The organism is Micromonospora sp. NPDC005171 (genome assembly GCF_040608575.1).
In the GTDB taxonomy this organism is placed as follows: Bacteria; Actinomycetota; Actinomycetes; order Mycobacteriales; family Micromonosporaceae; genus Micromonospora.
In genome coordinates this window covers 116,575-129,741 of record NZ_JBEXIM010000013.1, presented here as the reverse complement: position 1 = coordinate 129,741, position 13,167 = coordinate 116,575, and the positions used below count along the sequence as shown (strand labels likewise).

General features: G+C 67.3%; 17 protein-coding genes. 8 read left to right on the top strand and 9 right to left on the bottom strand.

What is annotated here, in order from left to right:
- Positions 1 to 97 precede the first annotated feature (97 nt).
- Genes ABZU74_RS18410 through ABZU74_RS18400 form a run of 3 tightly spaced genes read left to right on the top strand, consistent with a single transcriptional unit; the run spans position 98 to position 2,426 of the window.
- Positions 98 to 460: a helix-turn-helix domain-containing protein gene (locus tag ABZU74_RS18410; protein WP_355424952.1), complete on the top strand. Its 363-nt coding sequence runs from the start codon at positions 98 to 100 to the stop codon at positions 458 to 460.
- Positions 461 to 500: 40 nt separating this feature from the next.
- The gene (locus ABZU74_RS18405; protein ID WP_355424949.1) at positions 501 to 1,427 is read left to right on the top strand and encodes an aldo/keto reductase; all 927 of its coding nucleotides are present in this window, start codon (positions 501 to 503) and stop codon (positions 1,425 to 1,427) included.
- 24 nt (positions 1,428 to 1,451) lie between these two features.
- A complete protein-coding gene (locus ABZU74_RS18400; RefSeq protein WP_355424946.1) occupies positions 1,452 to 2,426 on the top strand; it encodes an SMP-30/gluconolactonase/LRE family protein in 975 nt (324 codons plus the stop codon).
- A 152-nt stretch (positions 2,427 to 2,578) separates the two neighbouring features.
- Here the strand turns inward: ABZU74_RS18400 and ABZU74_RS18395 are convergent, their stop codons facing one another.
- The 3 genes from ABZU74_RS18395 to ABZU74_RS18385 form a co-directional block, all read right to left on the bottom strand.
- The gene (locus ABZU74_RS18395) at positions 2,579 to 2,788 is read right to left on the bottom strand and encodes a hypothetical protein (RefSeq protein ID WP_355424943.1); all 210 of its coding nucleotides are present in this window, start codon (positions 2,786 to 2,788) and stop codon (positions 2,579 to 2,581) included.
- Between the two features lie 568 nt (positions 2,789 to 3,356).
- Positions 3,357 to 3,962, bottom strand: a complete 606-nt coding sequence (locus tag ABZU74_RS18390; protein ID WP_355424940.1) for a transposase — start codon at positions 3,960 to 3,962, stop codon at positions 3,357 to 3,359.
- A complete protein-coding gene (locus ABZU74_RS18385) occupies positions 3,941 to 4,405 on the bottom strand; it encodes a winged helix-turn-helix domain-containing protein (RefSeq protein ID WP_355424937.1) in 465 nt (154 codons plus the stop codon). The genes ABZU74_RS18390 and ABZU74_RS18385 overlap by 22 nt, the downstream gene beginning before the upstream one ends.
- Before the next feature lie 119 nt (positions 4,406 to 4,524).
- Between ABZU74_RS18385 and ABZU74_RS18380 the strand changes: the two genes are divergently transcribed.
- Both ABZU74_RS18380 and ABZU74_RS18375 read left to right on the top strand, forming a co-directional pair.
- On the top strand, positions 4,525 to 4,773 hold the full coding sequence (locus tag ABZU74_RS18380) for a hypothetical protein (RefSeq protein WP_355424935.1): 249 nt from the start codon (positions 4,525 to 4,527) through the stop codon (positions 4,771 to 4,773).
- A 199-nt stretch (positions 4,774 to 4,972) separates the two neighbouring features.
- Positions 4,973 to 5,374, top strand: a complete 402-nt coding sequence (locus ABZU74_RS18375) for a hypothetical protein (RefSeq protein WP_355424932.1) — start codon at positions 4,973 to 4,975, stop codon at positions 5,372 to 5,374.
- Here ABZU74_RS18375 and ABZU74_RS18370 read toward each other — a convergent pair.
- From ABZU74_RS18370 to ABZU74_RS18360, 3 genes are all read right to left on the bottom strand, one after another.
- Positions 5,371 to 6,453, bottom strand: coding sequence for an IS630 family transposase (locus ABZU74_RS18370; protein ID WP_355424929.1), 1,083 nt, complete (start codon positions 6,451 to 6,453; stop codon positions 5,371 to 5,373). The genes ABZU74_RS18375 and ABZU74_RS18370 overlap by 4 nt on opposite strands.
- A 283-nt stretch (positions 6,454 to 6,736) precedes the next feature.
- Positions 6,737 to 7,495, bottom strand: coding sequence for an RHS repeat-associated core domain-containing protein (locus ABZU74_RS18365; RefSeq protein ID WP_355424926.1), 759 nt, complete (start codon positions 7,493 to 7,495; stop codon positions 6,737 to 6,739).
- Positions 7,496 to 7,631: 136 nt separating this feature from the next.
- The gene (locus ABZU74_RS18360; protein ID WP_355424923.1) at positions 7,632 to 8,606 is read right to left on the bottom strand and encodes an LLM class flavin-dependent oxidoreductase; all 975 of its coding nucleotides are present in this window, start codon (positions 8,604 to 8,606) and stop codon (positions 7,632 to 7,634) included.
- 85 nt (positions 8,607 to 8,691) lie between these two features.
- Between ABZU74_RS18360 and ABZU74_RS18355 the strand changes: the two genes are divergently transcribed.
- On the top strand, positions 8,692 to 9,471 hold the full coding sequence (locus ABZU74_RS18355; RefSeq protein WP_355424920.1) for a helix-turn-helix domain-containing protein: 780 nt from the start codon (positions 8,692 to 8,694) through the stop codon (positions 9,469 to 9,471).
- Here the strand turns inward: ABZU74_RS18355 and ABZU74_RS18350 are convergent.
- Positions 9,450 to 9,872 carry a hypothetical protein gene (locus tag ABZU74_RS18350; RefSeq protein ID WP_355424917.1) on the bottom strand — a complete coding sequence of 141 codons (423 nt, stop codon included), beginning with the start codon at positions 9,870 to 9,872 and terminating at the stop codon, positions 9,450 to 9,452. The two genes, ABZU74_RS18355 and ABZU74_RS18350, sit on opposite strands and share 22 nt — an antisense overlap.
- A gap of 371 nt (positions 9,873 to 10,243) precedes the next feature.
- On the opposite strand from ABZU74_RS18350, the gene ABZU74_RS18345 reads away from it, so the two are divergent.
- Positions 10,244 to 10,729: an NUDIX hydrolase gene (locus tag ABZU74_RS18345; RefSeq protein WP_355424914.1), complete on the top strand. Its 486-nt coding sequence runs from the start codon at positions 10,244 to 10,246 to the stop codon at positions 10,727 to 10,729.
- A 180-nt stretch (positions 10,730 to 10,909) separates the two neighbouring features.
- Here the strand turns inward: ABZU74_RS18345 and ABZU74_RS18340 are convergent, their stop codons facing one another.
- Entirely contained in the window at positions 10,910 to 11,437 is a 528-nt protein-coding gene (locus tag ABZU74_RS18340; RefSeq protein WP_355424911.1) for a hypothetical protein, read from the bottom strand.
- Positions 11,438 to 11,539: 102 nt separating this feature from the next.
- On the opposite strand from ABZU74_RS18340, the gene ABZU74_RS18335 reads away from it, so the two are divergent.
- Complete coding sequence (locus tag ABZU74_RS18335) at positions 11,540 to 12,004, top strand: hypothetical protein (RefSeq protein WP_355425026.1); 465 nt, start codon at positions 11,540 to 11,542, stop codon at positions 12,002 to 12,004.
- A 296-nt stretch (positions 12,005 to 12,300) separates the two neighbouring features.
- Here ABZU74_RS18335 and ABZU74_RS18330 read toward each other — a convergent pair whose 3' ends face one another.
- Complete coding sequence (locus ABZU74_RS18330) at positions 12,301 to 13,116, bottom strand: transposase family protein (protein ID WP_355425023.1); 816 nt, start codon at positions 13,114 to 13,116, stop codon at positions 12,301 to 12,303.
- Positions 13,117 to 13,167 lie beyond the last annotated feature (51 nt).

Sequence of the window (13,167 nt, the reverse complement as noted above, 5' to 3'; positions counted from 1 at the left end):
CCAGACAAGGGGACTCTGGTCGCCCTGTTCGATCACTTGGAACACCGCATGGTGAAAGGTCGGCGGCGGGCCGTTGCCCCTCGGTAGGAGCGCAAGCATGGCCAGGTACGACGTGTTCCTAGCCGACTGCCCGGCGCGCACGACGCTAGGTCTGGTCGCCGACACCTGGTCGGTCGTCGTGGTGTTCGGGCTGGGTCGCGGCCCGCAGCGCTACAGCGACCTCCGTGACCGGATCGGCGGGATCAGCAACAAGATGCTGACCCAGACCCTGCGTAGGCTGGAACGCAACAAGCTGGTGGAGCGCCGCACGCTGCGCACGGCGCCCGCCGGGGTGGAGTACCGACTGACAGTGCTCGGCGAGAGCCTGCTCGAGCCGGTGTCGGTGCTGGCCCGGTGGGCCGAGGAGCACGCCGACGCACTCGGTGGCGGCGCCGATGACGGCGACGCTGAGCGCTGGTAGGGAACCGGTTGGTGCCCTGCACGTTCCTAACGTTGTCGCCATGCGAATCGGAACCCTCGAGGTGTCGCCGCTATGTCTGGGCGGCAACCCGTTCGGCTGGACCGCGGACGAGCAGACCTCGTTCGCCGTGCTGGATGCGTACGCCGAGGCGGGCGGTAACTTCATCGACACCGCGGACCGGTACACGTTCCACCTGCCCGGCAACCGGGGCGGCGAGTCCGAGACGATCATCGGCCGCTGGTTGAGATCCCGCGGTTGCCGGGACCGGATGGTGATCGCGACCAAGGTGGGCGCGCTGCCCGGCCTGGACAACCTGGCCCCGCGGACGATTTGGCGCGCCGTCGAGGACTCGTTGCGGCGGCTGGGGACAGATCACATCGACCTGTACTTCGCGCACGTCGACGACCCTGGCACTCCGCTTGCCGAGACCCTCGCCGCGTTCGACGCGCTGGTACGCGCCGGCACGGTGCGGCACCTCGCGGCGTCCAACTTCGGCGCGGACCGGCTCGCGGAATCGCTGGAAACGTCGGCGCGCGAGGGGTTCGCGGCCTACATCGCGCTGCAGGCGGAGTACAACCTGGTGCAGCGGGAGGGCTACGAACGGGGCTTGGCCCCCACCGTGGCCGGCGCCGGGCTGGTCTGCCTGCCGTATGTCGCGCTGGCCCGTGGCTTTCTCACCGGGAAGTACCGACCCGGCGGCCCCGCGGTGGACAGCCCCCGCGCCGGCCAGGCAAGCGCACACCTGAACGGCAACGGCCCGGCCGTGCTGGCGGCTCTGGACGAGGTTGCCGGCGCGCACCGCACTACGCCGGCTGCGGTCGCGCTGGCCTGGCTCGCCGACCAGCCGACCGTCGCCACCCCGATCGCCGGGGCCCGCACCCCCGCCCAACTCGCCGACCTGCTGCCGTTCCTCACGTTGCGGCTCGCTGCCGAGGAACTCGCCCGGCTCAACCGCGCCAGCGCCTAGCCGCCGCCCGACCTGGAGGTCCCCATGCTTTCTGTTCGTACCGTACTCGCGGTTACCGCGCTGCTCCTCGTTTCCCCCGCCCAGGCCCGGTCCGCGGTGGCGGTCACCACGGCGTACGAACTGCCCGGCAGCCAGGTCTACCCCGAAGGCATCGCCGCGGACCCATACACCAGCGAGCTGTACGTCGGGTCGTACCGGGACGGAACGATCTACCGGATGACGCCCGGGCGTCGGGTCGCGGAGCAGTACCTGCCCGCGGGCGCCGACGGACGCACCGGGGCGTTGGGGCTGAAGGTCGACCGGCAACGGCGGCTGTGGGCGATCGATGCCACCACTGGAGTCGCCGTATACGACCTGCGCAGCCGTCGCCTGCTGGCCCGCTTCGACGCCGCCGACCAGGACGCGCACCTGGTCAACGACCTGACAATCACCGCGGACGGCAGCGCCTACCTCACCGACAGCCTGCGCGCCGCGGTCTACCGGGTGACGCCCCGGCAGCTGGCGCTGGCCCAGGAACAGGGCGGTCGCGCGCCGCTGACCCCCGCGTTCGATCTCGCCGGCGTCGTAGTACCGCACGAGCCCGGCACGGTCACCCTCAACGGGATCGTGGCCGACCCGTCCGGACGCTATCTGCTGGTCGTTGACATGACCGGCGGTGATCTCTACCGCATTGACCTGTCTTCCGGCGGAATCTGCAAGGTCGCCCTAGACGGCGGCGACCTGCGGTGGGGCGACGGGATGCTGCTGGAGCGGGACCGTCTGTGGGTGGCGCACGCCAACCCCACAGCCAATGCCATCAGCCGGTGGCGGATTACCCGCGCCGGCCGGGCGGCCCGGATGGAGCAGCGGGTGACCGACCAGGCCCTCGAGCTCCCAACCACCCTGGTGCACCGGAATGGGAGGCTGTACGTCGTCCGCTCGCAGCTCGACAAGGGCGGCCCGGTCGGACCAGGCACCCCGCAACTCCCGTTCGCCATCGCCGCCGTGCACGGTATCTGACAGCCTGGGACACACGCGCCGCGGCAAGGTACCGCAGGGCAACGTACCGAATCCGCCCCAAGATCGACGCGCGATCATGCCGCCGACCGTGCGCGCTGCCTTCTCGTGAACCGTCACGCCAGGGCATTCGATGCTGACCGCGATCGGTCACGCTATCGGGGGTCGCCGCTGTCCCAGGCGTAGAGGAATTGCCGTGGGCGAAGTTGCCATAGTTGGAGCGCTGTCAGCAGTTGCGTCTCGTCGGCCGCCAGGGTGCTTCGCAGGAGACCGGCGCCGATGTCGTAGTCGAAGCCGTCGACGCGGTCGGCGTCGTACTCCCAATGCTCGCATGGAAGCTGCGGTTGGTGTCGCGGCGAGTCCATCCCTCACGCCGAGCCTGCATGTCGAGAGCAGCCTGGTTCGGTGTGATGCTGACAAACGCCCTCCGCCGAGGAGCCGAGGCCGGAACCTCAACCGCCAAGCGCCGACCCAGTTGCAAGGCGGACAGCTTGTCCGCCGGCCAGAAAAGATCGTCGTCCCCCATGTGAGGCAACGTAGGCCATCGCTGTGTCAACCGGCACGGAGTATCCGCTTCTGCCGCGAACCGACCGTCACCGTGGGTGACGGTGATGCTGGTCGTCAACTTCCGGACGTGCCGATGTGCGGAAGTTAGGCATAGCAAGTGGTCGATGGCCCCGCCTGAGCTGTCTGGCGGTGAGGGGTTGGCCGGCTCGCCGGCCAGCGGGTCGGCTCGCCCGCCCACGCCGGGTGCGGGCGGGGCCAGAAGGCTTCCGGTGTCAGTAGTTCGCCCGGCTGGCGCCGGGACCCTGAGGGGGTGAAAATCGGACTCGGGCCGTCTGGTGGTCGTCGTACCGTCTTGGCGCTGTTGAGCCCCGACCACGACCGTCCGATTTTCGTACTACAGAGGTTGAAAGGCTGAGGTTCGGGTTGTCATGCCGGTTCCGGGTCGAGGGTCATGCCGGTGCTGGCGAAGAAGCCGGCGAGGAGATCGGTCTGTTGCTGACAGGCGCGTAGCCGACGTTTGACCAGTTCAGCGAGGTGGTCGACGCCTCGGGCGGCGGGGTTGGTCAGGCCGCGTTTAATCCAGCGCCAGACGCCTTCGGTGGGGTTGAGGTCCGGAGCGTAGGCGGGTAGCCGGATCACGGTCAGCCAGGCCCGGGCGGCGATCAGGGCGTGCATGCGGCGGCTGACGTGGGTGTTGAGGTTGTCCCAGATCAGCACGATCGGTGCCTGCAGGCGCTGGTGGGCTTGGTCGAGGAAGGCGATGTAGTCGTCCTCGCCGAAGCTGCCGCGTTCGCCTTTGCGGCCGCGGTGCAGGCGGGTGCGCCACATCAGCCGGCCGCGTTCGCCGGGTTTGAGGCAGACCAGGCCGGCGATCGAGACGCGGCCGGAGCCCTTGCCGGAGATCTCCACGACGGGCGTGCGGCCGCGCCGGGCCCACGTCTTGGCCACCGGCGGGCGAAGTACCTGACCTGCCTCGTCCTGGAAGCAGATCCAGGCGCCGCGGGCCGCGGCTAACCTCTTACCGACGGCCACCGCCTGCGATGCCAGGTCGCGATCGCTTCCGGGTCGCGTTCGATCGCCCTGCGGGTCGGGACCTGCCGGCTGTAGCCGACGCGGTGCAGCAGATAAGACACCCCGCGCAGGGTGTAGATGACCTCGAAACGACGCTCGATCACCTCGGCGACCCGGGCCAGCGTCCAGCGGGCGTCGTCCCAGCCGTGCAGGACAGGCCCTTCATCAAGCATCTCGGCCAGCTGTTTCTGCTGGTCGGCGGAGAGTTTGCAGTCCGAGCCACCGCGCCCGGCCGAGGCCAGAGCCGCCGTTCCGCCGGCCGTCCACTGCCGCCGCCACAGGCGGACTGATTTATCAGAAACCCGCAGCTCAGACGCAATCTGCGCGGTCGTCTTGGACTCCTCGAACATGGCCGCGGCCTGGATCCGAACCCTCTCACGCCGGACCCGGGCTGCCGCGTTCATGCCACCACCAGCCGGATACCTCATACCTCCGGCCTACCGAAGTCATCGACATCGGTCACGCCGACACGCCGAGAGACCTCAGCCTTTCAACCTCTGTAGCACCGGCAGGCGCCCGAATCGTGCTCGAAGTCGACGGCCAAACGCACTACGCAAGCGAACGAAAAGCCCCAGACGGCCAGCGACGCTGGCACCCGGATGGCAACGAGTACGCACGTACCGTGGCCGCCAGCCGCGACCTCGCCCTCGCCGGCTACAAGGTCTATCGGTTCGGCACGAACGAACTCCACGACGAGAACCAGGCACGCCTGATAGTCACGGCCTTCTTCGACAGTCTCTTCCGCAGGCACCACATCGCCCTGGCGAGGTAGACGAAACAGGCCCTGCGGGCTCGGAGAGATCTCACTGGCCTATGCACACCAAAATTCAGGGTGCACGCCAGAGCGGCGGCTGCTGATGACGACAGCGGGCCCTCTCCCGCACTGCAGTTGAGAGGGCCCGCTGGTCAGCGCTAGTGTCGCGTGCCTGGAGTCATTTAACAGTGGCCGTCTCGATCTCTAGAATCGGGGCGTGGAGAGTTCGTACCGACTGCGGAAGATCGTTGGTGGCCTGCCACACATGGCGTATGTCGAGGTACGGGTCGAAGCCTTCAGCCAGGACGGGGTCGCCGTGTCGGACGAGGTGTTCGACTGGCGGCGTGACGTGTATGGCCGCAGCGCGGTGAGTGGCGGGACTGCCGATCAGCAGATGGTGGCCGAGGCGATCGAGGGCGTGTGGTACGTCCTCGTTCGCAGCGGCGGCAGCGACGGTGGTGGGCGCCTGGTGACCGTGACCAGCATCCGTGACTCTCCGGCGGATACCGGTGTTGGAGACGTGAGGTTCGCGGCGGTCGCAGCAACGTGTCAGGCACTCGGGGTCGTGCTGGATCGCCCGCCGTTCATCGACGCCTCGGGTGTCGTGTTTCCCAATTAGGTTCGTGCAGGCGAGCCGGCTCGGGCCGCCTTGGTCAGGATCTGATCGGCAGTCTTGGTCCACGCGAACGGTTGGCAGCGTTCGTTGTAGGCGTCGATGAAGATACGGATGGCGCCGATGAGGTCGGGGACACTGGTGAAGGTGCCTCGGCGGATGGCTTGGCGGGTGATGATGCCGAAGAAGATCTCGACCATGTTCATCCAGGACGCGCTGGTCGGGGTGAAGTGCATGGTGATGCGTGGGTTTTTCGCCAGCCAGGCACGGACGTTCGGGTGGTTGTGGGTGGCGTAGTTGTCGGCCACAACGTGCAGTTTCACGCGAGGGTGGGCTTTGGCAACTTGCTTGAGGAAGGCGAGGAACTCGCCGTTGGTGTGCCGTTGGTAGCAGGCGTCGGCCGTGATCTTCCCGGTCGCGACCTCGAGCGCGGCGAACAGAGTCGTGGTGCCGTGCCGGCGGTAGTCGTGAGTGCGTTTCTCCGCGTCGTCGAACCGCATCGGCAACAGCGGCGCTGTGCGGTCCAAGGCCTGAATCTGCGACTTCTCGTCCACGCACACAACGACCGCGTTCGCCGGTGGTTCCAGGTAGAGACCGACGACGTCACGGATTTTGGCTTCCAGCTGCGGATCGGTGGAGAACTTGAACGTCTCGGCTCGGTGTGGCTGCAGACCCCAGTCCCGCCAGATCCGAGCGACCTCGGCGAAGCTGACCGGCATCCCGTCACGAGTCAGGTGATCCGAGAGCAGCCTCGCTGACCAGTGCGTCACCCCGACTTGCTGCGGCGGAGGGTTCAGCGTCGAGGCGATCACCGCGGACTCGTCGATGACTGGCGGCCGGCCCGACCGAGGCAGATCAGCCAGCGCGTCAATCCCACCAGTCTGGTATCGGGCCCGCCACGCAATCACTGTCTGGCGAGTCATCCCGACCCGCCGCCCGATCTCGGCGTTCGGCAAGCCCTCGGCCGCCAACAACACCATCCGGGCCCGCTGGACATGGCCAGCCGGCGCCGTCGACGAGCGGGTCAATTCGCGCAGACGTGCACCATCACCAGGACGCAGGATCAACGGCGCGGCAACAGACATGCCTCATTATCCCGCAGCATCACTGTCAAATCACTTCAGACACGCGACACTAGCGCATGGCAAAGCTACTTGCGACCGAGCCCGACAGGTTTCTTCAGCAAAGCGATCGCCAGGCCTATCGGTCCGAGGAGGAAGCCCATTACGGCGAATCCTGCGTGCCGCACTCCCTTACGGTCAGCAATCTTGTCGCTAAGGAGACCGCACAATACACAGATAATGAATACAACACCACGAAAGACTGGCGAATCAAACATGCGACCTCCTTATGCCTTACCTGGAAAACTCAGCCAGTACCGCCGGAACCCCAACGGCTGGTAATCGTTTGATCGCCCCAGAAGACAATGCTGAGCACAGTCCGCACCCGCTCTTGCTGCTTCTCGTCCCAACGATACTGCCACTGGCCACCCTTGCACCTGCGGTAGACCTTATAGCGAGTGCGGAGCTGGTACTTCATGCTGTCGATAGTCACTACCGTGAAGCCACCCCATCGGGCAATGCTTTCCTTGACAATACTTCTCAGGTGGTAGGGCAGGTTGTTGTATCTTGTATTCATCCACCGAGAGGTGCTCCAACTGGTCGTGGTGTAGTGCTGCCACTTCTTATTCTTGCTGGTGCATTTGCAGCTGTTGCTGTAGCCTCCGTCGTCCACTTCTTTGAGGCCGCTGGGGTCGGAACGATTGACCGGGTCGGTCGGATAGATGTAGGAGTTAGCGTTTCCTCCGTAGATGGGGTCGACCGAAAGGAATCTACCGGTGCTCGGGTTGTAGAGCCGAGCACCCATCGTAACGAATCCGCCGATGTTGTCGGCGCTGCGCTGCGCGTTGCCCAGGTATCCGTAGCGTGGCCCGGGCGTGCTGGCGTTGCCGTACTCATCTAGCGTGTATGTCGCGGCGAGACCGGCAGATCCGTCGAGGACCGTTGCCACGACGTCCCCGTGAAGGTCAGCAATCTGCCATTCGAAGCGCGCCTGACTCCCGATATAGAGTCCGGCGACTCCCGTGAAGCCGCTGATGACGCGGGTGTAGGAGCCGGCTTCACTCATCCAGACAGGGTTGTCGGAATCATCGCTGTAGTGGTTTGTCCGAACGGCCGAGCCGGTGGTGTCGCTAGCAATTCGGTTAGCTGCTCCGGCCGTGCTTCGAGGCGCTGACCGGCACCCCGGGAAGGCTCTGCGACGCTCAGGACCCGCCCGAGGCGGAGGCGTGATCCGCTGATGCCCGTACGGCGGGGATCAGGGCGGCGATCCGCTCGAGCTGGTCGCGCTGGGAGTGCAGGTCCAGAGCGCCCAGGCGGATGACGATGTGGCGCGCGCCGGCGCCGACGTACCGGGCCAGTCCCTCATGGACCTGGTCGGCGGAGCCGGTGACGACCGCCTGGATCTTCTCCAGCTCCTCCAGCGGCATGCCGTAGCTGGCCCGCGCGTAGTCGTCCAGCGCCTGGCGGCCGGTCTCGACCCCCTCGTCGACCCGTACGGAGACGAACAGCGCGGGGGTGATGTCCTCGGCCGTGCGACCGGCGTCGGCCGCCGCCCTCCGGACGTCCACTAGGCCGTACGCGTAGTCGGCCGGGTCGGGCGGGTAGGGCAGCCATCCGTCGTATATGCGGCCGGTGCGGGCCAGCGCGGCGGGGGTCGCGCCGCCGAGCCAGATGGGCGGGCCGCCAGCGCGGAACGGTCTGGTCGCGGCCGGGATGTCGGCGAACCTGAGAATCTCGCCGTGGAAGGAGTCGGCGCCGTCCCACAGAGCCCGCCACAGCGCGACCGTCTCGTCCAGCCGGGCGAAACGCCGTTCCCACGGCACCTCGGACAGCATGTAGAGCGGCCGCCCGAAACGGCCAGGAAAGCCCGCGCCCACCGTCACGGTGAGCCGACCGCCGGACAGCAGGTCGATCGACGCCAAGGACTGCGCCGCCTGGATCGGCCGGCGCAGGAACGGCAGCAGCGCGCCCGTCCCCAGGGTCACGGTCTCGGTCGCCGGGGCGAGCGCGGCCAGCATCGTCAGCGCCTCGACGCGCGGGCTAATCAGGGAGTCGTTGACGAAGAGCGAGGAGAAACCCAAGCGTTCGGCGTTGCGGCCGAAGGCGACCAGCTCTCGAGGGTCGCCGTCCGCGCCCCATTGGGCGCTTCCGGTCGGAAGCAGTACACCGATGTCCATACCGACGATACTCACGACCGACGTGGGCAGTGACAATTCCCTACGAGGAATGGCAGGGAACCCTCCGTCGCGCTACAACAGGACCGTGGACTTCTCTCGGGCGCTACGCGAACGCCGTACCCGCCGTCATCTCAGCCAGCTCGACCTGGCGCTGCGGGCGGGTACCACCCAGCGGCACCTCAGCTTTATAGAGTCCGGAAGGTCCGTCCCCGGCCGGAACATGGTCGTACGCCTGGCCGAGTCGCTCGAACTGCCGCTGCGGGAGCGCAACGAGCTGCTGCTGGCCGCCGGGTACGCGCCCGCCTACCCGGAGAGCTCACTCGACGACCCGGTGCTGGCCCCGGTGCGCACGGCGATCGACCACATCCTCCGCGGGTACCTGCCGTACCCGGCGCTGGTCGTGGACCGAAACGGCGACCTGATCGCAGCGAACGACGCGTTCGGCCTGATCACAGAGGGTGCCGCCCCGGAGCTGGTCGGCCCGGGTAAGAACGTCTACCGCCTCGCGCTGCACCCCGACGGCATCGCGCCCCGCATCCGCAACCTGGCCGAGTGGGCACGCCACATCCTGACCCGCCTCGGCCACCTAGAGGAACTGCGCGAGGAGCTCGCGGGGTACGTCCCCGACCTGGAGCCGTCCGCCGGGCAGCTCGGTTTCGCAGTGCCGCTCCACCTGCTGTCCTCGCGCGGTGAGCTGCACCTGATGACGACCGTGACGACGTTCGCCACCGCCGTCGACGTGACGCTCGCCGAGCTGAAGCTGGAGGCGTTCCTGCCAGTCGACCCGGCAACGGCCGGGGCTCTCCAGGCGACCGCCGGGCCGGTGTCCACCGCGACGCCGGGTCAGGCCCCCGGGAACATGTAGTCGGCCTTGATCCGGCCGTCGTCATCGAGCACGAGGATCTCCAGGCCTCCGCCCGCCACGTCGCCGGTGTCGACGGACACCGTCTCCCAGCCGAACTTGACGACGCCGTGGAGGCGCACGGCGCCGGCACGCGACCGGAATGTGAACCCCCCTTTCTCGACGAACCGCTCATAGCTCCGTGCCACGCGGATCTCGATGGCGTCGTACCCCTGGGCCTCGAGGGTCGTGTGGTCGAAGCCGAGTTTCGCAGCGATCTCGCGGATCTCCACGGGCGGCTGGAGGATGTGGGCACCGTCCTCGGCCCAGAGCCGCTCGATGGCCGCGCGGCGTTCGGCGGCGTCCGGCTCCGTCCACTGGGCCATATAGCGGTCGGCCAGGTCCTGCGGGCTGATCTCGATCATGGATTCTCCTTGCCGGGTTGATCGCTTCGGCCTAGATCCTCTCGGTGGCGAGGGCGACCGACAATTCCCCGCGGGGAATGGCCGGGGGCCGGCCTTGCTCATCGTTGGGTTCCCACACGGAAAATAGCCAGCATCCTGCGAGAGGTTCCCGATCTCCCGCAGGGTCGACCCCAGGGCTGAGGCAAGGCAGACAGAGATATGCCCGGTTTCTGTGACGCCCAGGAACCAGACATCCGGATCTGCCGCCGACTGTGCGCGTCGACGCCGGAGTGCCCATCACCGTTCGTGACCACCGGCGGCGGCACGTCCAGGCGCTGGTGCTTCCGGTCGTGCCGAGTTGAGTGCGTCGCTCGTGCGGTTGAATTGGCGTCATGGCTGTACTCCCAATCCATGATCGTGCTGGCAACGCCTTGGTCGAATTTCGTCTCGTGGCAGAAGAGGAACTGCCGTGGCTGATCGAGAAGGTGCGTGTGCCCGCGTCGTTGGTGGTCGTCACCCACGGGGACGCGGTCCTGATGATGTTCGACAGCTGGCGAAAGCAGTGGGAGCTTCCCGGGGGTATGCGGGAGTCGGGTGAGAGCGCACGCCAGGCCGCGGTACGGGAACTACGTGAGGAGACTGGCCTTGACGTGTCGGACCTTACCTTCGCCGGCGTGGCGGAGTTCGGCCTTGCCAAGCCGAAACGCCGGGAGATCCTCGCTGTGTATCAGGTCCAGTTAGAGGCTCCGCCCCGGTTGACGGTGAACGATGAGGCGCTGGGTTTCCGGTGGTGGCCGCCGTCGGAACCAGTGGGCGACGACATGAGCCCGTTGGACGCGGAGATCGCTAGGCGGGTTGTCCGCTGGTCGACTACCTGAGATGGCGCACGGCCAGGATGATGCGGTGAAGGCGGTGTGCGGCCGGTACCGCACGGATGCGGATCAAGGCATCCGCATCTGCCGCGGATAACGCGTGCCGGTTCTCTGCGGCCCGGCACGCTGCGTGAGCAGTCCGGCTTCCGTTGGTCGGTGGTTGCCGACGGTGCTGGCGGTAGCGGACTACCGCTGGCTTGGCCGTCTCCGCCCGCCGTAGAGATGAACGCGGTGGTCGACGTCATGGTCGGCCTTGCGGGAGACGAGCTCGTCGCCTCGCACCTGGTCGTTGGCAACGAGGATTAGCCAGTCCTCGTAGTACCAGCTCGGATTGCACGCGCGGGTGGTGACGGTGAACCGGAAGTTCGCCCGGTACCGGCCGACCTGCCCCGGCAGTAGCGTGAAGAGACTGCCGGGACCACTCTGGCGAGGGTAGACGGCCCGTCCGGGTAGCCGGTCAACGACCAACCTCGAGGTCTCCGTAGACAGCCACAGGTCGAGGTCGCGAGCAAGCTGCACGCCGCCACCGGCTACCTCGTCCTGGCGCGTGTATCCGTTTGCCTCATCGGCGAGTACGTCGTGGACAACCACGTCACCGGCCGGCAGTGACGGAGGAAGCATCACCGGACGACACAGCCCGCGTCGCATATTCGCCTGCGGCGCGCCGCGGGCGGCCGCGCTCCACCGCACACGTATCCGCTGGATGGTGATCACGACTCACTCTGGCCCGCCGGGCGGCGAGGCACCAGCCGATTTCCGGATCCGGCGATACGCAGCTGGGCGACCGTCTGCTGGCGAGTGTGCGCCTCATGAGACATCCGGAGTCTGGAGAAGGACGGCTGGCGGGCGTTGGCCTTCCGCCGGCCCGACGGCGTGTACCTGCAGTCCAGAGCCTGCCGGGACGTCACCCCCTACTTTCCCGACATCACCCGGGCTGTCGCCGAATCTGTCGAGCCGGGTGCCGTCCTCGACGGCGAGCTGGTGGTGTGGGAAGGCGAGCGAACCAACTTCGCCTACCTGCAGCGACGAGTCACCGCCGGCGCGCAGCTCCAGGACATCGCCCGACGCCACCCCGCGCACTACGTGGTCTTCGACCTGCTCAGCGCACCACCGGGCCGACCCCTGCTGAACCGTCCTCTGCACGAGCGACGTGCCTTGCTCACACAGCTGCTCGCCGACACACCCGGCCAACTCACCCTGTCCCCACAGACCACCGACCTCGACCAGGCCGCCGAATGGTTGGCGACCTGGACCGCTGCGGGCATTGAAGGCCTCTTGTAGTCATGCTTCTTGGTTGACCGATTGACCAATCGAATCACGGGAGGGTGTGCTGGATCTTGACCGTTCTATTCGCCAATATCTGCCCGGTTTCGCCTGAGCAACGAGGCCGTCACTGCGTCTTTGACCGCCCGCCATCTGCTCGGCTACCCCGGCGGTGTCGACGGCATCCGCTTCATCGACACCGGCCGGCCGGCCGGCCACGCTAACGATGCAGGCAGGCCGGCCGGGTCGCTCGGCAACGGACCTAAGGGACGTCTCGTAACTGGGTGAAGGCGTTGCCCGAGGCCGGTCGGTGGTCAGCCGGCGAGGATGATGTTGTGGAGGTTGGCGATGCCGGAAGCGGCGTCGGCCAATGTGTGGGCGGCGCGGCGGTAGTCGCGCAGGATCTTGAAGCACTTCATCCTGGCCAGGGCGTGTTCGACCCCCGCGCGAACGGTCCGGTGCTCGGCGTTGAGGGCTTCCTTCCAGTCCGGCAGGAAACTGCCGTCAGAGGGCTTGCGGTACGGCATGATCACCTCCGGGTTGCCCCGGTAGCCGCCGTCGGCCATCACGGGCCGCCCGTCCAACGTCTCGGCCATGCCCGAGGTGCGGTAGACGATGGTGTCGTTGCGGTTGCCCGGTTGCGGATCGCCGACGGCGATGACCAAGCGGGTGCTGGCATCGATGGCGACCTGCAGGTTCGTCGAGTACCGGTAGTTCTTGCTCCGGGCGGCCAGGCGGTGATCGCGGGTCGGGACCAGCGTCCCGTCGACGATCGCGATCTGCTCAATCGGCCGTTTGCGCACCGGCGCCAAGGCCAGCAGCGGCGCGAGGGTGTCGATGACCCGATGCGCCGCGGAGTGCGACACCCCGAACAGGGGACCGATCTGGCGCATCGTCAGGTTCGTGCGCCAGTAGGCGGCGACTAGCAGCACCCGATCCGGCAGGTCAAGGGCCCACTGCCGGCCCGGTCGACCGTCGGCGATGCCGTCACCACCACGCTCAGCGACCAGGCGGACCAGCGTGCGGAACTGAGCCGGCTGCAGCCCGGTGAACGGGAAGATCCACTCCGGGTTAGCTGCCGTGATCACCTGTACCCCCCGGCATCCTGCCGCAACGTCCTCAACAGACAGACGCCAGGGTTACGAGACATCCCTTAGCCATGGTGCACGCGGCACGCGACA